This is a genomic window from Pseudomonas sp. C321, assembly GCF_055407105.1.
Genome location: NZ_JBUZRB010000002.1, coordinates 468,153 through 488,447 on the forward strand (window position 1 = coordinate 468,153; position 20,295 = coordinate 488,447).

15 protein-coding genes are annotated in these 20,295 nt (G+C 62.3%); 4 read left to right on the forward strand and 11 right to left on the reverse strand.

What is annotated here, in order from left to right; all coding sequences use genetic code 11:
• Positions 1–21: 21 nt before the first annotated feature.
• From ACZRJ6_RS08190 to tagH, 11 genes are all read right to left on the reverse strand, one after another.
• Positions 22–1,734: a formylglycine-generating enzyme family protein gene (locus ACZRJ6_RS08190; protein ID WP_463967612.1), complete on the reverse strand. Its 1,713-nt coding sequence runs from the start codon at positions 1,732–1,734 to the stop codon at positions 22–24.
• Positions 1,727–2,914, reverse strand: a complete 1,188-nt coding sequence (locus ACZRJ6_RS08195) for an ABC transporter permease (protein WP_463967611.1) — start codon at positions 2,912–2,914, stop codon at positions 1,727–1,729. Before ACZRJ6_RS08195 ends, ACZRJ6_RS08190 begins: the two co-directional genes overlap by 8 nt.
• Positions 2,914–3,618: an ABC transporter ATP-binding protein gene (locus tag ACZRJ6_RS08200; protein WP_463967610.1), complete on the reverse strand. Its 705-nt coding sequence runs from the start codon at positions 3,616–3,618 to the stop codon at positions 2,914–2,916. The genes ACZRJ6_RS08195 and ACZRJ6_RS08200 overlap by 1 nt, the downstream gene beginning before the upstream one ends.
• A complete protein-coding gene (locus ACZRJ6_RS08205; protein WP_463967609.1) occupies positions 3,618–6,623 on the reverse strand; it encodes a serine/threonine-protein kinase in 3,006 nt (1,001 codons plus the stop codon). The genes ACZRJ6_RS08200 and ACZRJ6_RS08205 overlap by 1 nt, the downstream gene beginning before the upstream one ends.
• Positions 6,620–7,351, reverse strand: coding sequence for a PP2C family protein-serine/threonine phosphatase (locus ACZRJ6_RS08210; RefSeq protein WP_463967608.1), 732 nt, complete (start codon positions 7,349–7,351; stop codon positions 6,620–6,622). The genes ACZRJ6_RS08205 and ACZRJ6_RS08210 overlap by 4 nt, the downstream gene beginning before the upstream one ends.
• Positions 7,352–8,005 carry a type VI secretion system-associated protein TagF gene (tagF, locus tag ACZRJ6_RS08215; RefSeq protein ID WP_463967607.1) on the reverse strand — a complete coding sequence of 218 codons (654 nt, stop codon included), beginning with the start codon at positions 8,003–8,005 and terminating at the stop codon, positions 7,352–7,354.
• Positions 8,002–11,502: a type VI secretion system membrane subunit TssM gene (gene tssM / locus ACZRJ6_RS08220; protein WP_463967606.1), complete on the reverse strand. Its 3,501-nt coding sequence runs from the start codon at positions 11,500–11,502 to the stop codon at positions 8,002–8,004. Before tssM ends, tagF begins: the two co-directional genes overlap by 4 nt.
• Entirely contained in the window at positions 11,499–12,794 is a 1,296-nt protein-coding gene (locus tag ACZRJ6_RS08225; RefSeq protein ID WP_463967605.1) for a DotU family type VI secretion system protein, read from the reverse strand. The genes tssM and ACZRJ6_RS08225 overlap by 4 nt, the downstream gene beginning before the upstream one ends.
• A 6-nt stretch (positions 12,795–12,800) precedes the next feature.
• Positions 12,801–14,135: a type VI secretion system baseplate subunit TssK gene (tssK, locus tag ACZRJ6_RS08230; RefSeq protein WP_463967604.1), complete on the reverse strand. Its 1,335-nt coding sequence runs from the start codon at positions 14,133–14,135 to the stop codon at positions 12,801–12,803.
• 15 nt (positions 14,136–14,150) lie between these two features.
• Positions 14,151–14,657, reverse strand: a complete 507-nt coding sequence (gene tssJ, locus ACZRJ6_RS08235; RefSeq protein WP_463967603.1) for a type VI secretion system lipoprotein TssJ — start codon at positions 14,655–14,657, stop codon at positions 14,151–14,153.
• Positions 14,658–14,721: 64 nt separating this feature from the next.
• Positions 14,722–16,080 carry a type VI secretion system-associated FHA domain protein TagH gene (tagH, locus tag ACZRJ6_RS08240; RefSeq protein WP_463967602.1) on the reverse strand — a complete coding sequence of 453 codons (1,359 nt, stop codon included), beginning with the start codon at positions 16,078–16,080 and terminating at the stop codon, positions 14,722–14,724.
• A gap of 402 nt (positions 16,081–16,482) precedes the next feature.
• Between tagH and tssA the strand changes: the two genes are divergently transcribed.
• From tssA to ACZRJ6_RS08260, 4 genes are all read left to right on the forward strand, one after another.
• The gene (tssA, locus tag ACZRJ6_RS08245; RefSeq protein WP_463967601.1) at positions 16,483–17,493 is read left to right on the forward strand and encodes a type VI secretion system protein TssA; all 1,011 of its coding nucleotides are present in this window, start codon (positions 16,483–16,485) and stop codon (positions 17,491–17,493) included.
• Between the two features lie 54 nt (positions 17,494–17,547).
• The gene (gene tssB, locus ACZRJ6_RS08250; protein WP_133100738.1) at positions 17,548–18,072 is read left to right on the forward strand and encodes a type VI secretion system contractile sheath small subunit; all 525 of its coding nucleotides are present in this window, start codon (positions 17,548–17,550) and stop codon (positions 18,070–18,072) included.
• 15 nt (positions 18,073–18,087) lie between these two features.
• On the forward strand, positions 18,088–19,581 hold the full coding sequence (tssC, locus tag ACZRJ6_RS08255; RefSeq protein WP_463967600.1) for a type VI secretion system contractile sheath large subunit: 1,494 nt from the start codon (positions 18,088–18,090) through the stop codon (positions 19,579–19,581).
• 175 nt (positions 19,582–19,756) lie between these two features.
• Entirely contained in the window at positions 19,757–20,245 is a 489-nt protein-coding gene (locus ACZRJ6_RS08260; RefSeq protein ID WP_463967599.1) for an Hcp family type VI secretion system effector, read from the forward strand.
• The last annotated feature ends 50 nt before the right edge of the window (positions 20,246–20,295 follow it).

Sequence of the window (20,295 nt, forward strand, 5' to 3'; positions counted from 1 at the left end):
AGCTCGCCGTACAACCAGCGATCAAGACCGCTGACCGCTTGCTGCGAGCAATTCCTTCAATATCGCCGCCGGGTCGGCCCGCTGTTGCTTGCGGTAGTTGCCGACATGACGAACGAATAACGTCGCACGCGTCACCAGGCTCTTGCCCAGTACTGGCTTGCGATCCAACTCTTCCTTGATCCTTTGAAACTGCGCCTGAATCACTGCATCGGTGTAGCGCGTGCCGGTGGCCAGGTTGTCGATATAGATCGCCACCGCGCCGTCCAGCGCGCTGCGTCCATTGTCGATAGCCGTGGCAAACAGCTGCGCGCTGGCCTCGTCCTTGGCGTCCAGGGACTGTTGCCGACTCTTCTGCAGATTGGTCAGGCGAATGTTGTAGTTGTTGATGGTTTCGGCCACCAGGGCGGCGGACTGAATCAGGTTGCCGGCCGCTTCCTCGCGCTGCTGGGCGATCAGCGAAACGTTGCGCTTGAGCTCTTCGTTAACCAGACCCAGCTCGGCTTGCAGGCGTGGGTCGACGCTGGCGGCGATGATGCTGTCCAGGCGCTTGGTCGGGTCCTGGGCGTCATCGATGGCATCGGTCAGCGAAGCCAGCCGACCTTCTTTCTGCCACTGGGCGAACAGCTCCTTGTAGCGCGAACGGGGTGCCGACAATGCGCCAATGGCCACGCGAAAACCGGTGGTTTCGTTGCTTTGCTCGGTGCCATCAACCGCGAACAACGGGTACTCGCGGCGCATGCCGGTGAACAGCGTGCCCTCACCTTCCAGGTAATTACCGCCCTTGACCACAAAGCCGCCGTAGGTGCCCTGGCGGCGCCCGGCGTGGACCAATTGAAAGGATTCCTGGACCATTTCGGCAGCGTTGCCAATCACGTCGAACATGCCGATCGGGTTGGGTAGCTTGGTGCCAATAGGCATCAAGCGCGCGGCCTGGCCGGTGCCGCCAGCGACCTGGTTGAACACCGCCCAATCCGCCAACGGGCCGTCGCTTTCGCTGCCTTCAATTCGGCGCGGAAACAGCCGGCCCTCCAGATCCTGGCGGCTCGCGGCTTGACCGCCCCGCGCAGCGAATTCCCACTCCACTTCGGTGGGCAGGCGCACAAAGCCCAAGCCGCCATCGTCTGCCGAAGAACCCCGGCCGCTGACCGGCAGCAACTCGCGGTGGTGCTTCATCAGCCACGCGCTGTACACCGCCGAGAAGCGCTCTGCTTCAAAGCGCGACAGCTTGACCTTGGGCAAGCGCCCGGCCATGCCGGAGGGTGCGTCGCAGGCCGGGGCCGGTTCGCCACTGGCTAGCGATTGCGCCTGGGACATGACCTGGGCGTATTGGCGGGCAGTGACTTCGTACTTGCCGATGAAGTACAGCATCGGCTTGAGCGGAGTCTTGGCGTCGGTCTTGGGCATCAACGGCGCGATGACCTTGTTCCAGCCCTTGGGCAAATCCTTGAGGGTGAACTGACCGTTAATAAAGTCCCGACGATAACCGGAGATAAACGACTGCTGATAGCCCGCCTCGCCTTCGCTGAACGGGTAGCCGAGGCTGATCTCGCGGTCGTCCAGGGTGCCTTGCGCCAGCACGTAGGCATAACGGAACACCATATTGCCTTCGCACGGCAGCGGCAGGCTGACGTCATCGGCCAACGGCTTGGGGTTGTCCAGCTTGTCGCTCGCCTCATCGGCCCAAGCCATCGAGGCCAGGCTCAGCGCCACGGCGGCGCCCAGTAACTTATACATCTCTGATTCCTTCAGAAGCCTGGATACGTGCCACTCGCCAACCGCCACAGGCTGCCGCCACGGCGCTGACGCCGAGGATTGCAACCAGGGCCAGGGCGTAATGACGCGCCAGCAGGTGGCTGGCGTATTCGCCCGGCACCTGCACAAATAATTGGTTCAAGGCCGACTCGGCCAAACCGTACAAGGCACCGCCGAGCAACGCGGCAAAACCTGCGCTGTACAGCGCCTGCAACACCACAAACAGCAGCAACGCGCCGGTGGAAAAACCCAACAAACGCAACACCGACAACTCCCGCCGCTTGCGCTCGACTGCCGCCAGCGCGCCCGCAAAAATCGCGGCAAACGCACCGGCCAGAGCCAGTCCGCAAATGATCCAGAACACAACCGACAGGTTGCGGCTCAACGACTGCACCTGGGCGATGGTCTGGGCCTGGGTCGACACCAATAGGTTCTGCCCGGCGAAATACACCCGTAACGGCTCGACATCCGTCAGGCTGCGGGCATATAGGCGGAACGCCGGGTACACCCGTTGCTCGCTCACGCCGACTGCCTCGCCGTCCCAGCCCAACGCCGGTACCGCACGGCCATCGCGGTAATCTTCCGCCGCTTCCAGCAAGCCCAACGTCGCGAAGATTGCGTCTCGGGCGAACGCTTGCAGCGGTAATACGCTCAGCACCTGAACGCGAGTGCGCTGCGCCTCAACCCGACCCGCCACCTGGCGACCAAAACTCGCTTGCAGCCAATCCCCGTCCTTCGCCCCCAGCTTCTCGGCAGCCGTATGGCTCAGCACGATCTGATCCAGACCCTGAGGCATGGGCATCCCTGCCAACAACGGATCACCTTCGGTCGTCGGCAGCATCTCCACCGTCACCACGCCAGCCAACAGTGCCGTCGCCGCAATCTGCCGGGTACGCGGCAAGGCAAATGCCACATCGCTGCGCTGGCTGAGCTGCTCGACAAATGCACTGCTGAATCGACCACCGCCCAACGGAATAATTTCCCGGGTGGCCGGGTCATTCTCCAATCGTTCGGTCAAACTGCTAACCAGCCCAAACTTCAGGCCAAATAACACCAGCAACGGCGCGATCACCGCCACCAGCGCCAACACCGAACAGGCCGACAGCCAGGCGTCGTTGCGGTAATCCTGCCAGGCCAGGGAAGCCACTAGCGCGCCGCGCATCAGCAGGCCTCCCCAAGGGTGGCGGTGACGCCGCCGTCGGCGTCACGACGGCAACTGATGCGCCGCACCTGCAAGCCACTGGCGCGAACCAAAGGTTCGTCGTGGGTAGCGATTACGCAGCACACGCCGCTTTCTCGGGTCTGGGCCAACAGCGCCTGCATCACCCTCTCGGCGTTCAGCGGATCGAGCGCCGCGGTCGGTTCATCGGCCAGCAACAACTGCGGAGCATGAGCCAACGCCCGCGCGCAGCTCACGCGCTGGCGTTGGCCCACGGACAAGGCCGCCGGTTTCTTGCCCAATTGATCGGTGATTTCCAGTTGCTCGGCGAGTCGTGCCACGCTGCCGTCGTCCTTCAAACCCAACAACTTTCGGGATAGGGCAATGTTGCCGCGCACATCGAGAAAGCCCAACAGGCCGCCGGTTTGCAGCACATAGCCGAGGTGCCGGCTACGCAGATCTGCCAAGGCACTTTGCTGATCGGCACGCCATAGCTCGGCGATGTCGACATGGTTGAAGTCAAACTGCCCCGCCTGATCCGGCGCTAACACCAAGGCCAGCAAATCCAGCAGCGTGCTTTTGCCGCAACCGCTTGGCCCGACAATCGCCAGTTGCTCACCGGCACCCAGTTGCAGCGCCTCAATCACCAGGCTATAGCGCTGGCTACCGACGCCCCGACTCTTGTGCACCGCGCTCAAGTTCAGCATTACGGCAACGTCGACAACGGCACGCGGTACAACGCGTCACCCGGTTCGGCATCGCCGAAACGGACCCAGTTGGCCACATCGTTGTGGAAGGTTTCGTAGAGACGGATTTTCGAATCCAGCTCATCGATAAAGTCTTCCTGCTCAGCCACACTCAAGGACAGCCACAAGTCCTGGGTCATGTTCAGCGATTTGCTGCGATACGGCAGGCCTTCCAGGTATTCACCAAGAATGCCGCCGTCGGCCAGGTTGCCGCCCTTGCGCAACGCCGACGGATCGCGGCTCATGTAGGCGCTGGCGCTGGCGATCTCCTGGAAGAAATCTTTCGGCGAGGTTTGGGTTTTACGTGCCGCATCGACGATCAGTTTCAGCGACTGCTGCAAATCGTTGAGTTGCAGTTTGGTCAACATCACACACACCTGAAACGCCGGCAGCGCCGGGTTGGTCAGGTCACGGTCGGCGGTCCAGGCGCTGACCAGTTGCGGCGCCTGACTGGCGGTTTTTCGACCGAGAAAATCCATGTGCATGGCATAGCCGACGGCGGCGGACTTGTCCGCCAGGCTCGGCGCAGCACTGAGCAGCGGCACCGGCTGCGGCGTGTTGCTGCGCACTTGATGCACCAGATTGGCGAACACGGTACCGATCTCATCGACGCGCTCGCCGAACTTGCGCACGTCGCCACCGAGCACCGGCGTGTACAGATCGCCGATCTGTGGGTTGGCGTCGGCAGTCAGGATGCGGTACTGGGTTTCAGCACCGCTGTGGGTTTTCTTGCCGGCGTCGGTGCGCAGGTGCAAGGCGTAGATTTTGATCTGCTTGCCCAGCGCCGCCTGACGCACTTCGGCTTCGTTCATTTGGGTGGCGGCGAACGGGTCGTTCTTGCGCAAGGCGCCTGCGTCGGTGACCAACAGGATCAAGCGCCCGCCATAGCCGGACCAGTCCATGCCTTCCACCGCCTGCATCACCCCGGCGAACGCATCTTCGTTGAACGAGTGGCTGGAGACCGTCGAGGCCTTGACCTGCCGCGCCATGTCGAGGAAGCGTTGCGGGTCGCGGCCCTGATCCAGGGTGATGAGGGTCTTGGCCACGTATTCCAGGCCGGGGGTTTTCTTGATGCTGCTGCGAAAGCCGACCATGCCGAAGCTGACGCTGCCCAGCTCGCCCCGCTCGGCGATGCGGGTTTGCAGCTCGTGGACCACGTCGCGCACCTGGTCGATATAGGGTTGCATCGATACGGTGGTGTCCACCACCAACACCACGGCGGTGCGGAAGGCATCGGCGTTGGCGCTGATCACGGGCGTGGCGGGTTTGGCCACGGTTTGTGGCGTGCTGCCGGGGTCGATGGAGGCAACATTGAGCAACTGCACCGGCTGGCCGTTCTCGTCGAAGCTCTCCTTGGAGTCGAAGATCGGCAGCAGGTAGAACTGATTTTGCGGGACGGCACTGGCAGTAGGCTCCAGGGCCAGGACCTGCTGGTTGTCCTCACTGTTTTTCTGCGCCTTAAGCAGCAGGCTTTTCGCCGCGGCAGGATCGGCCAACAATTTTTCCACTTCGCCGGATTGGCGCAGGAACATCACGGGCGCGCGGCCCGAGCGCTCGGTGAACTTGAGTACCAGGCTCTGCTTCCAGTCACTGACCTGGGCGGCTGGCAACCAGCCGTCGCTGCGCCCGTCGGTGGCGGCGCCAATGCGCAGCCAAGGGCTGCCATCGATGTCCTTGCGCTGATAAACGTAGAGCACGGAAAACGCCGGCAAGGCCCTGCCCGGAGTGCCGCCTGCCTCAACGGAGAGCTTGGCGCCGGGCTTGCTGAGCACGCGCTGGAACAAGGTTTTTTTGCCGGCCATAAGCAATGGGCGCTGGCCGCCGTCGACATCGGCCACTAGCGGCTTAACCGCAGTCGGTGTGTTGACGGGCGGCGTCGTGACCACTGATGCAGCCGGTGGAGCGGCTGGCGTATCGTCACTCATCCACCAATAACTCGCCCCGCCAATGGCCAACGCGACCGCCACCGCAACGGCGGCGAGTGCCAGCACCGGACCACGGTGCTGTTCGGAAACGGCGCGGTGTTGCGTCGGCGTCACCACCGGCTGGCGCACAGGCTGTGGCTGTGGCTTGTCGGTGGGAATCTCGATGGACACCGGGGTCAGTCCCGCCAGATCTGTGCTGACCGGAATCGGCATGACCACTGGCCGAATCAACGTCGCCTCCACCGCTTCCTTCGGCAGGTGATCCAGCGCCCATAGCAACGCCGCCGCATCCGCAAAGCGCTCCGCCGGGTCCTTGGCCAACAACTTGCGCAACACATCCTGGTAACGACCATGGTGCACCGGCAATTCCGGCAAGGGCTCGGTCAAGTGCGCCAGCGCGGTGGAAAGCGCATCGTTGCCGGTGTAAGGCAACTTGCCGACGAGGATTTCGTAAAGCACCACGCCCAGCGCATAGAGGTCGGCGCGACCATCGATGTCCTGGCCCCGAGCCTGCTCCGGGCTCATGTAGCTCGGCGTACCGACAGCAAAACCGGCCTGGGTGAATTGGGTGCGGTCGTCCAGGGACTTGGCGATGCCAAAATCGGACAGCACAGCGGTGCCATCGGCGCGAAACAGAATATTCGCCGGTTTGACATCCCGGTGGACCAACCCTTGGGCATGGGCATAACCCAATGCCGAGGCTATCTGGCGGATGTAGATCAGCCCCTGCTCCGGCGTCAGGCCAGCGGCGATGCGCTCCTTGAGCGTGCCGTTGGGCAGGTATTCCATGGCCATGTAATACAGCTCACCGACATTGCCAATGTCATGGATAGTCACGGTGTGGGGGTGGGACAGCCGCGCCAGGGTCTTGCCTTCGCGCAAGAAGCGCTCGCAGAAACTCGGGTCGGCGGCCAGCGCGGCGGCCATGATCTTCAGCGCCACCTTGCGCTCCAGGGAACGCTGGGTCGCCAGGTAGACGCTGGCCATGGCGCCTTCGCCGATTTCGCCTTCGATGTCGTAACCGGGAATGACGATGTTCATGGCGAAACCTTCACGACGATGGCGGTGATGTTGTCGGGCGCGCCACGGTTGAGCCCCAGGTGTACCAGGCTGCGGACAATTTCGTCCGGTTCGTCATGGCTCAGCACCTCGTGGATCTCATGGTCCTCGACGGTCTTGTTCAGGCCATCGCTGCACAGCAGGTAGCTGTCGCCGGGCGCGATCAGCAGGTCGACCACCGACAACTCCAGTTGTGCCTCGACGCCAATGGCGCGGGTGACGATATTGGCCCGAGGGTGCACCCGCGCATCGGCTTCGCTGAGCAGGCCACTGTCTTGCAGGTCCTGCACGTAGCTGTGGTCGCGGGAAATGCGTTCCAACTCACCGTCTCGCAGACGATACAGGCGGCTGTCACCGGCCCATAGGCACACGCCACGCAAGCCTCGCGCAGCCAGCACCACCACGGTGCTGCCCATCATCGTCACGCCACGGTTGGCGGTTTCTTCACGCACCGCCGCGTTGACTCGATTCAAGTCACTGCGCAACGCCGAAGCATATTCATCCAGGGAGCGGCCCACGGGAATGCTGCGCAGGCTGTCGACAATCAAGCTGCTGACATAATCGCCGGCCGCATGACCGCCCATTCCATCAGCAACCACCCACAAGCCGTTTTCCGGCAGGTCCAGGCACGCGTCCTCGTTGACCTGGCGGACCATGCCGACGTGGCTCTTGCTCGCGGATTTAAAGGTGACGCCTAGGGTGGACCGCATCTACACAACACCTTCTTGTCCGAGCAAAAATTGCGCAAAATCAGCAGCGGGCGGCAGGCCCTGACACCGCATCAAACCTGGGGAAATTCGTTCCGAACCACGTCCCCACCACAGGCTCGCGCCTTCGCAGGCCTGTTCGGCGAGCACCGTCATCCGTGCTTGCGGATCAATGGCAGTAAACCGTTGCAGGCCGGCAAAGCGACTGCCCAACGTGCGCGGCCGAGTCGCCGGGCCACCCAGGGCCTCAAGCCCCTCGCTGAAACCTTCAAAGCTGGCATCCACGTCAAGGGTGCTCAACAGCAACTCCTCTACCTGTTCAAACCAGGCGTCAGGGCCGCCGATGACCGAAGCAGGATCGGTGTCGTGACCCAGCAATGTCGCGACCGTCAGCGGGAAATAACGCCCGACCCGGTCGATGCTCGGCATCACCACACCGACGGCGGCGTCCGGCCCGCACACACCCGGCGCCAGCACAAAGCGCCACAACGGGCTGACCAGATACGTATTCAACCAATCACCGCCGAGGCTGCCTTGACTGGCGAGCAAACCTGCCGCCAGCCAGCTGTCCCAGGGGCCGATAAAACTTTGCGGCAGAGCGCGGCTGACAAAGTCCCCGCGACTGGCCAACTTGCCGTAGAAACCCAGCGTTTTCATAACCGCTCCGGCAGGCTGAAGCCACTGAGCACGCGGCTCTTGAACGGGTTGAAGGCACTGTTGGCCCGCAGCTCGTAGGAAATGCTCGCGCCGTCGACCCGCAGCCGCAGGTTGAAGCGGTCCGGCGAATTGCCGGCAGTCAGGTCCGACTGCTCCAGCAAACGGAACCACGCCCACGGACCGTCCAGAGTGACGCCAGAGCGACCGCTGGCCGACGGCGGCATGATGGAAATCCGCACCACGCCGATGCTGCCAGGGTTGGGCCATTGCATGGCGACCGGACGGCTGGGACCGTGGTCGTAGCTCAGTTGCTGGCCGTCCAGGTCAAGCAGGAACTGAGTGATCGTCGCGTCCATCGCCACTGGCTTGAGTTCGAAACGTACAATCGGCTGAGTACCTCCAGCGCGGAAAAACGCATCGCGAATGGTCGCTGCGCGTTGGAAGGTTTGCAGCACACCCGGCGCAATTCCGAGCTTCTGCGCCGCGCCCGGCTGCCAGCGCCAGGTCTGCGTCGAGGTGTCGACATAAGGCTGCAGGTATTTGCGGAAGTAGTTATCCATTACCCCGCCCACACCGAAGAACTGGCCGAAGTCATCCAACGTCGCATCGCGGGCGCTGCCGGGGGACATCGGATAACGCCCCGCCAGGGACTGGCGGTAGACGTTGACCACTTCGCTGACCCAGGCTGCGTTCAGTTGATTGCGCACCCCGCCCATCATGCTGTTGGTGGTGGAGTTGACCACCGACTTGACCAAGCCTTGCACCAGCGGCGGCTGGCGTTCGGCGTTAAGGCTGACCCGCGTGGCCGCAGCCGCTGCCTGGTTCTTGGCCTCGCCGAGCAAGGCGTCGCCACTGGCACCGACCATGGCACTGACCTGCACATACAGCGCATTCATATCCGCCAGCAGGCCGTCGATGGCGGCTGGGTCACCTTCGCTCTTGCTGACGATGCTGTTGAGTTCGGCGAAGTGCGTGGTCACCGGGTCTTCGCTGGTCGCCGGAGTGTTTGCCGCGGGTTGCTCCTGGCCGAGCAAACTGCCCAGGCGCTCCTTGAGCTTGTCGACACCGCCTTCCACCGGCGCCCCCTTGGCGGCCAGCAAGCGCTCTTCCTGTTGCAGGTCGGTTTCCTTGGCCACCGCCACCAGCAGCTTTTTCAGCGGCGAGGTCGGGCCGGAAATCACCCGCAAAACGTCGGCCGCCTGGGCCACGCTGGTGATCGGCACAAAGTCGATATCCGCCAGCAAGGCATCCCACTGGCGTTGATAGTCCTGGAAATACAGGCGGCGCACATCGGCAGCAAGGCTGACAACGTTCTGCTGATCGGCCGGCTCATGGCCCAGCACCCACTGCTCTTCAGCGAGGGTGCCGGCCTGGTTCAGGCTGGTGAGCAAAAAGCCTTGGCGATAACCCTTGGCGGTGAAGAGGCCGCTCAACGGGTCGCCCAACGGCTTGCCGCTCTTGCGACTGAACACCAGCGCGGCATCACGCCCGGCAGCTTCGTTGATGCGAAAGTCCAGCACGCCATCCGGCAGTTTCTGGCGTTTGACCCGGTCATAGACGCGCTGGGCCACGGGCAGTTGTTGCAGCTGCCGACGCAAGTCGTCGATCAGGCGCGGGTCAAGGCGTGCGTTCGGCGGGTGACGTTCGAACAACGCCTGCAAATGCCCGATCAGTGCCTGGCGCTGATCGGCAGGCAGGTCGCGCGGCAGGTTGCGGTCCCAGTCCAGGGCGATCCAGGCCTTGATGAAGTCCGGGTCGTAATGCTCGTTATCGGCGAGCATCAGGTAGGCCTTCAAGCCTTCGTAGAGGAAGTCGGAGTTGCCGCCGCCGTGCAGTTGCTCTTCGATGCGCGTCACCAGCCGTGGCGAAAACACCGCGATCAACAACTTGCGATAGACGCTACCAGACTCGGCTTCGAGCATGTCGCCCTGATACAGGCCCAGGCCTTCAGCCCAGCTTGGGGAGTCACCGGCAAGGTTCTTCACCGCGTTGAGCAACGGCAGCACCGCGAGGACATCCCGTTGCGCCGGGCTGAGGTTTTGTACGGTCTGGCCCAGCGGTGCAAGCTTCTGATCGACCTGGGCGATATAGGCCTGGTTGGCGCGGTAGCTGATCCACCATACGGTGCTGACCACCAACACCAATGCCACGGTCGCGGCCAGGACGCCACGGGCGATCCATTTGCGTCGCCGCTCGACCTTGGGGTTGACCCCGACCAATCCGCGCTCGGCAAAGGCCACGGCGGTAAAGAGTTTTTCGATGAAGTAACTGCGCCCTGTGCCGCTCTGGCGCGCCAGGTGCTGGCGGTCCAGGTTCATGCTTTGGGCCATGGCGCCGATCAGCCGGTCAATCGGGCTGCCTTCCTGGGTACCGCTGGTGAAATACACACCGCGCAGCAATACACGCTCTTCAAAGGCGTTGGGTTTGAACACGCCTTCGAGGAAGTTTTGCAGGCAATCCTTCAGCGCACCGAACTGCTGTGGGAAGCCGTAGATCAGGTCACGACGTGCCGGGTCACGCTCCTGTTGCAGGCGCTCCACCAGGCGATCATTGAGGCGTTGCTCCAGGCCAGCGAACTCGCTTTGCAGATGAGCCAGCGGGCTGTCGCTATTCTTGCCGTCGTCCAGGGCAAAGGTCATGCCCCACACCTGGGCCCGCTCTTCCTTGCTCAGGTTGTCGAAGAACTCCATGAAGCCTGGCACCAGATCAAGCTTGGTCAGCATCAGGTAGATCGGGAAGCGTACGCCCAATTGGGTGTACAGCTCCTGGATGCGCAAGCGAATCGCCGCAGCATGGGCGGCACGCTCAGCATCGCTGCCCAGCAGCAGATCCGACAGGCTAATGGCGATGAACGCGCCGTCAATCGGACGACGGGAGCGCTGCTTTTTCAGCAGGTCGAGGAAGCCCAGCCACGCGGCTTTATCCACCGTGGCGTCGCTGTCCTGGGTGGTGTAACGGCCGGCGGTGTCCAGCAATACGGCTTGGTCGGTGAACCACCAATCGCAGTTGCGGGTGCCGCCCACGCCACGCACCGCACCAGCGCCCAGTTGCGCCGCCAGCGGGAAGTGCAGCCCGGAGTTGACCAGCGCGGTGGTCTTGCCCGAACCCGGCGGGCCGATAATCACATACCACGGCAGCTCGTACAGGTTGCGGCGTTCGTCACCGCCCAGCTTGGCTTTCTTCAACAGCACCAAGGCTTCGTCCATACGCTGGCGCAGGGTCGCCAGTTCTTCGGCAGTGGCGACGCTGGCGGGGTCCGGCGGGGTCTCTGCCGCAAGGCTGCGCATCACTTCGGCGGCCTGACGGCGCGCCTGGATAATCCGGAAAACGCGATAGGCGATCCATACCGCGAATACCAGGATGATCAGCGCCCAACGCCGCCCTTCCGGCACCAGCATTTCGAGCAGCGGCCCGACAAACCAAATGATCAGGCTCAAGGCGATCAGGCCCAGCAGCGGGATCACCCAGCGAATCACAAAACTGAAAAACGCCTTCACTCGACCCCCTCCGCCAATACGGTGATTTCAACCCGGCGATTGCGCGCACGGCCTTCAGCTGTGTTGTTCGACGCCAACGGCTCGGTGTCGCTGCGACCCTCGGCGCTGAAGCGGTCCGGCTGGCCGGTCTTGGCCGCGAGAATCTCCAGCACCGACTTGGCCCGCGCCTCGGACAGCGCCCAGTTGGACGGGAAACGCAGGGTGGCAATCGGACGGTTATCGCTGTGCCCAGTGACACGCACCTGGCCCTTGACCTTGCGGATGGCATCGGCGATGCGCAGCATCAGCGGCTGGAAGTCATCGACGATGCTGGAGCTGGCCGAGGCGAAAAGCTCATCGCCACGGATAGTCACCACGGAACGGTCAACGGCATCTTCCACCGCCACACGACCGGCCTTGATGTCTTCGGCGAGGAAGCCCGCCAAGCGTGGCCGCTCGATGATTTTCGGCTGCACCACGGGGCGGTCAATGGCCTGCACCGGGATTTCCCCCAAGGTATGAATATTTTTGAACACCGGCTCGGCGTCCGACGCCAGCTTCATCCGCAGGCCGAACAGCAGTGCCAGCAACAGTGCGAGACCGATGGCCACGGCGATCCACGGAGGCATGAATTGCGCCAGGCGATCACGGGCCACGGAAACGCCGCGCCAATGGGGCGATAGCTCTCGCTCATGCTCACCGCGCGCACTGCGAATGGCCGCAGCGGTACGTTCGCGCAAGGCTTCCAATTGGCTACGACCATCGTTCATTACCCGGTAGCGGCCTTCGAAACCCAGGCACATGCACAGGTACAACAGTTCCAGCAGGTACAGGCGTTCGCGCGGGCTTTGCAGGCAGTGATCCAGCAACTGGAACACCTTCTCGCCGCCCCAGGCTTCGTTGTGCACGGTGATCAACAGGCTCTGTTTGCCCCAGTCACTGGCACTGCCCCACGGCGTGCTGAGCACGGCTTCATCGAGGGCGGTGCACAGCGCGTAACGGGCCAGCAGCACATCGTTGCGGGCTACGCCGGCGGCCTCGGCGCGCTCTTCGAACTGGCGCAGGTAGGCCAGCAATTGCGCCCGCAGGCTCGACGGCGCCGGGTGGGAAATGGTGTTTCGCAGGCGCGTCAGTAACGCCAACAGCGGGCCAGCGGCGCTTTCCAGCGGGTTAAGGCCACAGGCGGTGCCGGTCAGGACCGGTGCAGCCGGCATCGACAGCGGTGCAGCAGTCGGTTCTGCGCGAGCAGGTTCCGGGGAACGACCACCCGGACGCGGCATGAACTGGGTGCGGTCATCATCATTGGGATGCATCGCGGATTATCCTCGGATGGCCCAGAAAGCCAGGTTCAAACCCGGGAACTGCCCGGCAATGTGGAACGCAAAGCCGCCGGAATGGATCAGTTGCTGCCAGTGCTCGCTGCCCCGGTCCAGCTCGTAATAAGTGGAGCCGGCGTGGTACGGAATCTGCCGTGGCGCCACCGGCAGCGGCAGCAGGCCGATGCCCGGCAGTTGCAGGTTGACCAGGTCGCGGATGTGTTCCACCGAACCGACCTTGCTCTGCTGGGCAAAGCGACCGCGCAAGGTTTCACCGGGCACGTCAGCGCGCACCACGAGAATGAAACTGGCGGTATCGATCAAGGTTTTATCGGCCAGCATCGCCACGTGCACGCCGTAAGCTTTCTCGACAATCGGGATCGGCGTGGCCTTGCTGTCGATCAGCATCGACAGCGCTTCGCGCAGGGCCTGCATCACCGGCGTGAAGCTCAGGGCCAAGTCGTCGTGCTGGTATTGCGGGAACTCCAGAGGGCGGCGGCCGGAGGTTGAAAATGTGGAGAATTCCCCCGCCAGGCTCACCAGTTCGCTGAAGAACCGCTCCGGGTGCAGCGGGCTCAACTGGCTCAGGTGCTGGATCAGCGGCTGGGCGCGGTTGACCAGTTGCAACAGCATGAAGTCGGCGATCTCCGAAGCGCCACCGGCGCCGGATGCGACCACCCGACCGGCCAGGGCTTCGCCGCGCTGGTGCAGCAGGCCCAGCAGTTCGCTGCGAAACGCCGTCAGCGGTTTGCTGGCGGCCACGTCCAGCACAGGTGGGATGTAGCTGTCGTCCAGCACCAGGGCGCGGTCGGCGCGTTTTTCCTTGATGCGCACCAGGCCAATGGCGGCGTAATCGCTGACGCCATCCTGGGCAGTCAACAAGCGCAAGGCCCGGGAGCCAACAGCCACTGGCGCACGGTTTTCGAAGGGGGCGTTGTCGTCCCGCACTTCCCGCACCTGGCTTACATAACGAGCAGCGCCGAGGGCTTCACCTTCGTCGACAGTATCGCGGGCGCCGGCACGCTTGAGGGGCAAGGCCAGGTACACCAGGCCATCGCGCAGGTTGTCGTCGATGTTCAGCGGGCTCGGCGCCAGGTCATCCTGGGGAATATTGAACGGTGTGCCATCGGGCAACAGGCCACGGGCCGAGACAATGGCCAACTTGCCCTGGGCCAGCAGGCCCTGGTCGATCAGCAATTCGGAAAAGCCCCAGGCACCGGCCGACAACGGGCGGCTGCGGGCGTCGATCAGGTTTTCCAGGTAACGGTCATGCTGCTGAAAGTGCTGCGTTCCGATGAACATGCCTTCCGACCAGACCACTCGATTGTTCCAGGACATGGGGGCTCCGATTGCTTATTGGGCAGGGCTGGATGGGGGAACCACGACGTCAGCGCGCACGGCACGAACATCAAGGCTGATCTGGTATTCGGTGTATTGGCGGGGCGGCACGCTGATCACCGTGCGCCACAGCGCCTGGTCCAGATCGCGATAGCCCACCAGCAGGCCGATCTGGCGGGTGGCCGGGTCGAGGTCGCGCTGGATGCTCAGCTGTTGGCCGGGCAAGATCTGCACTTCGTCCTGGTCGATCAGGTCCAGGCCGAGGGTCGCCTGGGCGCGGTCGGCCAAGGCGAAATAATCGGAGCGGCTGAAAGTGGCGGCGTTTTTCAGTTCGAAAATCCGCACCCTAACCGGGGCCGGTTGGCCGCTGGCGCCGGGGTTGAGCCCGGCAATGGCATGGAAGTGCAACTCGACGGCAGCAGTGTTGGCTTGCTCCTCGGGAGCCTCGGGCTGGGCTGCATCCTTGGCACACGCCGTCAGCAGAAGCATTGTGGCAACTGCGAGTAAAAACCTGGGAATCATCCTGCGCCCTCAATGACGTACTTAGCTGTCCGTTGTTCCATTTGTTGTTATGCGACTACGACCCTCAGGGGCGACGCTGTCGTGCGCTGTGCTCTTCGTAGGCACGGCTGAATTCACGCCCGAACAAGTCCTGGAAATCTTCCTGGGCCTCACGGGAAATATTGCTGTAGAGCTCGGTGAACTGTTGCCAGTACTGGGCCTGGCGCGAACCGTTGAAAAGGCTCGACAGGCCGCCGGGCTTGCCCATGCGCTCTTCCAGCTGCGCCGGCTCAAAGCGTGTCAGCAGGTGTTTGATCGCGGCTTCGACACCGGCCATCACCGCCAACTGGTGGGCGCGCAAGTCATCAAAACTGTCACGCACTGCCAGGTCTGGCGCCATAAACGCATGGTTGCCGTGGCGCAGCAGCAGCAGTAACGCTTCATCAGCATTGGGGGCGAATTTCAACGGATTGTTTTCCACCGGCTGAATCATCGTCTGCTGCATGCGGAACTCGCCCTTGAGGCTGCTGCGAGCACGCAACACATCGATCAGGCCTTCGACCATCAGCCGGTAACTGCGGCCGATGCTTTCCATCTGGGCTTCGGCTTGGGCCTTGTCCAGACGCAACTGGTCCAGGCCGGCGCCGCGCAGGAAGGCTTGTAGAAGGTCGGGCTGGTTAACGTCCACCACCGGAAGCGGGGCCTCGACCACAGGCGGCTCAGCAATCGGCGCCGGTGGTTCAGGGATCGCCACCGGCGTTGGGACGCTGATCATTGGCGCTGGCGTATCACCGAACAAGTCCCAGTCTTCGGGAATCACCGATCCCGATAAAACGGGCGCAGGAGGCTCAACTACTACCAGTGGTAGCTGCGGCGTTGGCGGGCGAAAGTCGTGTTGCTCGGCCGGCACATGGTCGGGCTGGGTAGGCGGCGGTACGGCAGTTGGCGTGAGGAAGTCGAACAGATCAGGCAGGGTGTCCATCGACGACGCGCCCTGAAAGTGCGGCGCGATCACAGGGGTTGGCATCGGAGTATTCACGACGGCGCCCTGACGCCCCATCAGGGCCTCAAAACTGTTGGACGAATCCCCGGCAAAAGGATGGTTATCGGTGACCTGCAGATTGAAATCGATGCGCGCCTGGATTTCATAATCGCCGATACGGATCAGTTCACCGTCCTGTAGCGGCTCGCTGTTGCCACGGCGCAGCCGAATACCGGCCTTGACCAACTCCACACCATTAGTGCTGTTATCGGTTAAATAATAACGGCCATCTTTGTACTGAATAACACAATGTTGCGAGGAAACCAGGCGCTCTGGATCAGGCAATATCCAGTCATTTTCCGAACTGCGCCCAATAGCCATCACACCCTGATCCATAGACTTCTCAGGGCACTGGCCAGGGGTAATCTTGTGATAACTAGTGATAGTCAAACACAGCGACATCTTGCCTCCTTGCTGATACTTCGCGCGCGGTTGACCCAAGGGAAAATGGCTCCCGAGAAATCGCCGACAACTCGTGCAAATATCCTTTAAAAGCCGTTTTTCCAGCGTAATTGCTGATCTTACCTGGCTCTTGTGACAAAAATCCTCTAACGGTACTGGCTTCGACTCAGCGGTCGCGCAGCTTGTTAAGCACCGCACATCTGTCACACGGGGCGAATAGCTTACCTTGACAAGGCCTAACTACTACACCAAAAATGCACAACTTCTTGAATGTCAGTGATGGCACTTTGAAATCAAATAGACTTCAAAGCGCGTATATGACCAAGAAAACATGCAAAGTTTCTCGCGCAACTAACGCATGAATCGCCCGAGACTAACGGGCGGATAGGGAGATCAAATTTAGTGGATGTGCCTTTACTGCTCACCGCCGTTTCCACGACTTCGCCCTGTGGCGAAGACCTGGAATATGATGCGGATTATCTGCATCTGGAACGTGCCGCCCAGGGTCAACCTGAGCGCAGCATGGGCGACTCGATCCTGCCCGCCGAACCTCCGCAATGGCGCGGCGTCCAGCAACAAAGCCTGGACCTTCTGCAACGCAGCAAAGACCTGCGCATCACTCATTTTCTGCTGCAAAGTTCCCTCGCCCTGCAAGGCGTTGCCGGACTGGCCACGGTCCTGACGCTGATCAGCGAACTGCTCAAGCAGTACTGGGCCGACCTGCATCCACGCCTGGATGCCGATGACGACAACGACCCCACCGTACGTATCAACGCCCTCGCCGGCCTGACCTCGGACGCGACCATCCGCCTGCTGCGCGAAAGCATCCTGACCCGCTCGCGGACCTTCGGCCCCGTCAGCCTGCGCGCCGCCGCCAACGCCAGCGGCCTGCAAGGTTTCCCAGGGGAAACCCTGGGCGCCGAACAACTGGCCGGGGCATTCCTCGACAGCGATGCCAAGCAGTTGGACGCCACCCGCGCCGCCCTCAACGAAGCCCGCGCGGCCTGCGAAGCCATCGAACAACAGGTCAGCGACCAGGTCGGCTCCGCCCAAGGCGTGGACCTCGGGCCCTTGAAGCAACCGCTCAAGCAGGCCTTGCAGATCCTCAGTCAATTCGCCCCACACAGCGGCGAGCCCGAGGTTGTCAGTGAAGATAGCGCCCCCTCGGTTGAATACGCCGTAGCCCCCGCAGCACCGCGTAACAACGGCGACATCGCCAACCGCGATGAAGTGCTGCGCAGCCTGGACCGAATCCTCGCGTACTACACCCGCCACGAGCCTTCCAGCCCGCTGCCGGTGCTGTTGAACCGGGCAAAGAACCTGGTGCACGCAGACTTCGCGGCCATCGTGCGCAATCTGATTCCCGACGGCATGTCCCAATTTGAAAACCTGCGCGGACCGGACGGCGAATAAGCGTCTGGACCTCGCAGTTACAACACCGTCGCTCAAGCGACCAGGAGCAGCAACGTGGCGAAGCAAAGTTCTCAGAAATTCATCGCGCGCAACCGCGCGCCTCGGGTGCAGATCGAGTACGACGTCGAGCTCTACGGCGCCGAGAAAAAGGTCCAGCTGCCCTTCGTCATGGGCGTCATGGCCGATCTCGCCGGCAAGCCGGCCGAGCCTCTGGCGCCGGTGGCCGACCGCAAGTTCCTTGAAGTGGACGTCGACAACTTCGACTCCCGCCTCAAGGCCATGCAGCCACGTGTGGCTTTCCACGTGCCCAATGAGCTGACAGGCGAAGGCAACCTGAGCCTGGATATCACCTTTGAAAGCATGGACGACTTCAGCCCCGCCGCCGTGGCGCGAAAGGTCGACTCGCTGAACAAGCTGCTCGAAGCGCGGACCCAACTGGCCAACCTGCTGACCTACATGGACGGCAAGACCGGCGCCGAAGAAATCATCATGAAGGCCATCAAGGACCCGGCACTGCTGCAGGCGCTCGCTAGTGCACCAAAGCCCAGCGCCCCAAAGCCAGCCGAGCCCCAGGCTTAATCAGGACGAATGATCATGACCGATACAGCCCGTGAAGGCGCGCACAACCTGGGCGCCACCGAAGAAACCAGCGAGTTCGCCTCGCTGTTGCTGCAAGAATTCAAACCCAAGACCGAACGTGCCCGCGAAGCGGTAGAAACCGCCGTGCGCACCCTGGCCGAACAGGCGTTGGCGCAGACCGACCTGGTGTCCAACGACGCCATCAAATCGATCGAATCGATCATCGCCGCCATCGACGCCAAGCTCACCGCCCAGGTCAACCAGATCATCCACCACCCAGACTTCCAGCAGTTGGAAAGTGCCTGGCGTGGCCTGCACTACCTGGTCAACAACACCGAGAGCGACGAGCAGCTGAAGATTCGCGTGCTCAACATCTCCAAGACCGACCTGCACAAGACCCTGAAGAAATTCAAGGGCACCGCGTGGGACCAGAGCCCGATCTTCAAGAAGATGTACGAAGAAGAATACGGCCAGTTCGGCGGCGAACCTTACGGTTGCCTGGTGGGCGATTACTACTTCGACCAGTCGCCTCCGGACGTTGAACTGCTGGGCGAGCTGTCGAAAGTCTGCGCCGCCATGCACGCGCCGTTCATTGCTGCGGCCTCGCCGACCGTGATGGGCATGGGCTCGTGGCAAGAACTGTCGAACCCGCGCGACCTGACCAAGATCTTCACCACGCCGGAATACGCCGGCTGGCGTTCCCTGCGTGAATCGGAAGACTCACGCTACATCGGCCTGACCATGCCGCGCTTCCTGGCGCGCCTGCCATACGGCGCCAAGACCGACCCGGTGGAAGCCTTCGCCTTCGAAGAAAACACCGACGGCGCCGACAGCTCCAAGTACACCTGGGCCAACGCCGCGTATGCGATGGCGGTGAACATCAACCGTTCGTTCAAACACTTCGGCTGGTGCTCGCGCATCCGTGGCGTGGAGTCCGGCGGTGAAGTGGAAAACCTGCCTGCCCACACCTTCCCGACTGATGACGGCGGCGTGGACATGAAGTGCCCAACCGAAATCGCCATCAGCGACCGCCGCGAAGCGGAACTGGCGAAGAACGGTTTCATGCCGCTGCTGCACAAGAAAAACACCGACTTCGCCGCGTTCATCGGCGCCCAGTCGTTGCAGAAACCGGCCGAATACGACGACCCGGACGCCACTGCCAACGCCAACCTGGCCGCACGCCTGCCGTACCTGTTCGCCACCTGCCGTTTCGCCCACTACTTGAAGTGCATCGTGCGCGACAAGATCGGTTCCTTCAAAGAGAAGGACGAGATGCAGCGCTGGTTGCAGGACTGGATCCTCAACTACGTCGACGGTGACCCGGCGCACTCCACCGAAACCACCAAGGCCCAGCATCCGTTGGCGGCTGCCGAAGTGATCGTGGAAGACGTCGAAGGCAACCCGGGGTACTACAACTCCAAGTTCTACCTGCGCCCGCACTATCAGCTCGAAGGGCTGACGGTGTCGCTGCGCCTGGTATCGAAACTGCCTTCGGCGAAAGGCGCGTAAAAAATCGGGACTGGCTCGCTCCCTGTAGGAGCGAGCTTGCTCGCGAAAAACTTGAAGGCACTGCGTTCATCCAGGATGCCAGCGTCATCGTTGACGACCTTCGCGAGCACGCTCGCTTCTACAGGGGTCGGCGGCGTTAACAAATTCTGTGGCTAAGACCACACAGGGAGAAAACATGGCTGTTGATATTTTCATCAAGATTGGCGACATCAAGGGCGAGTCCATGGACAAGGCCCACAAGGACGAAATCGACGTCCTGAACTGGAGCTGGGGCATGTCCCAGTCCGGCAACATGCACGTCGGCGGTGGCGGTGGCGCGGGTAAGGTGAACATCCAGGACCTGTCGCTGACCAAGTACGTCGACAAGGCCTCGCCAAACCTGATGATGCTGTGCTCCAGCGGCAAGCACATCGACAAGGTTCGCTTGACCGTGCGCAAGGCCGGCGGCGAAAGCCAGGTCGAGTACTTCATCATCGACCTGGAAGAAGTGCTCATTACTTCCCTGAGCACCGGCGGCTCGGGCAGCGATGATCGCCTGACTGAAAACGTCACGCTGAACTTCGCTCAGGTACTGGTCGAGTATCAGCCACAGAAAGCCGACGGCAGCAAGGACGGCGGCGCGATCAAGTACGGCTGGAATATTCGTTCTAACACCAAACGCTGATAAAACACCCCCCCGACGTCATGCGCCGGGGGTTTGGCGCTTGCTCGAAC

Excerpts from the sequence above, each read along its gene's own strand:
- ACZRJ6_RS08190 (WP_463967612.1), bottom strand. The coding sequence starts at position 1,734 with ATGTATAAGTTACTGGGCGCCGCCGTGGCGCTGAGCCTGGCCTCGATG.
- ACZRJ6_RS08195 (WP_463967611.1), bottom strand. The coding sequence starts at position 2,914 with ATGCGCGGCGCGCTAGTGGCTTCCCTGGCCTGGCAGGATTACCGCAAC.
- ACZRJ6_RS08200 (WP_463967610.1), bottom strand. The coding sequence starts at position 3,618 with ATGCTGAACTTGAGCGCGGTGCACAAGAGTCGGGGCGTCGGTAGCCAG.
- ACZRJ6_RS08205 (WP_463967609.1), bottom strand. The coding sequence starts at position 6,623 with ATGAACATCGTCATTCCCGGTTACGACATCGAAGGCGAAATCGGCGAA.
- ACZRJ6_RS08210 (WP_463967608.1), bottom strand. The coding sequence starts at position 7,351 with ATGCGGTCCACCCTAGGCGTCACCTTTAAATCCGCGAGCAAGAGCCAC.
- tagF (WP_463967607.1), bottom strand. The coding sequence starts at position 8,005 with ATGAAAACGCTGGGTTTCTACGGCAAGTTGGCCAGTCGCGGGGACTTT.
- ACZRJ6_RS08225 (WP_463967605.1), bottom strand. The coding sequence starts at position 12,794 with ATGCATCCCAATGATGATGACCGCACCCAGTTCATGCCGCGTCCGGGT.
- tssK (WP_463967604.1), bottom strand. The coding sequence starts at position 14,135 with ATGTCCTGGAACAATCGAGTGGTCTGGTCGGAAGGCATGTTCATCGGA.
- tssJ (WP_463967603.1), bottom strand. The coding sequence starts at position 14,657 with ATGATTCCCAGGTTTTTACTCGCAGTTGCCACAATGCTTCTGCTGACG.
- tagH (WP_463967602.1), bottom strand. The coding sequence starts at position 16,080 with ATGTCGCTGTGTTTGACTATCACTAGTTATCACAAGATTACCCCTGGC.
- tssC (WP_463967600.1), top strand. The coding sequence starts at position 18,088 with ATGACCGATACAGCCCGTGAAGGCGCGCACAACCTGGGCGCCACCGAA.
- ACZRJ6_RS08260 (WP_463967599.1), top strand. The coding sequence starts at position 19,757 with ATGGCTGTTGATATTTTCATCAAGATTGGCGACATCAAGGGCGAGTCC.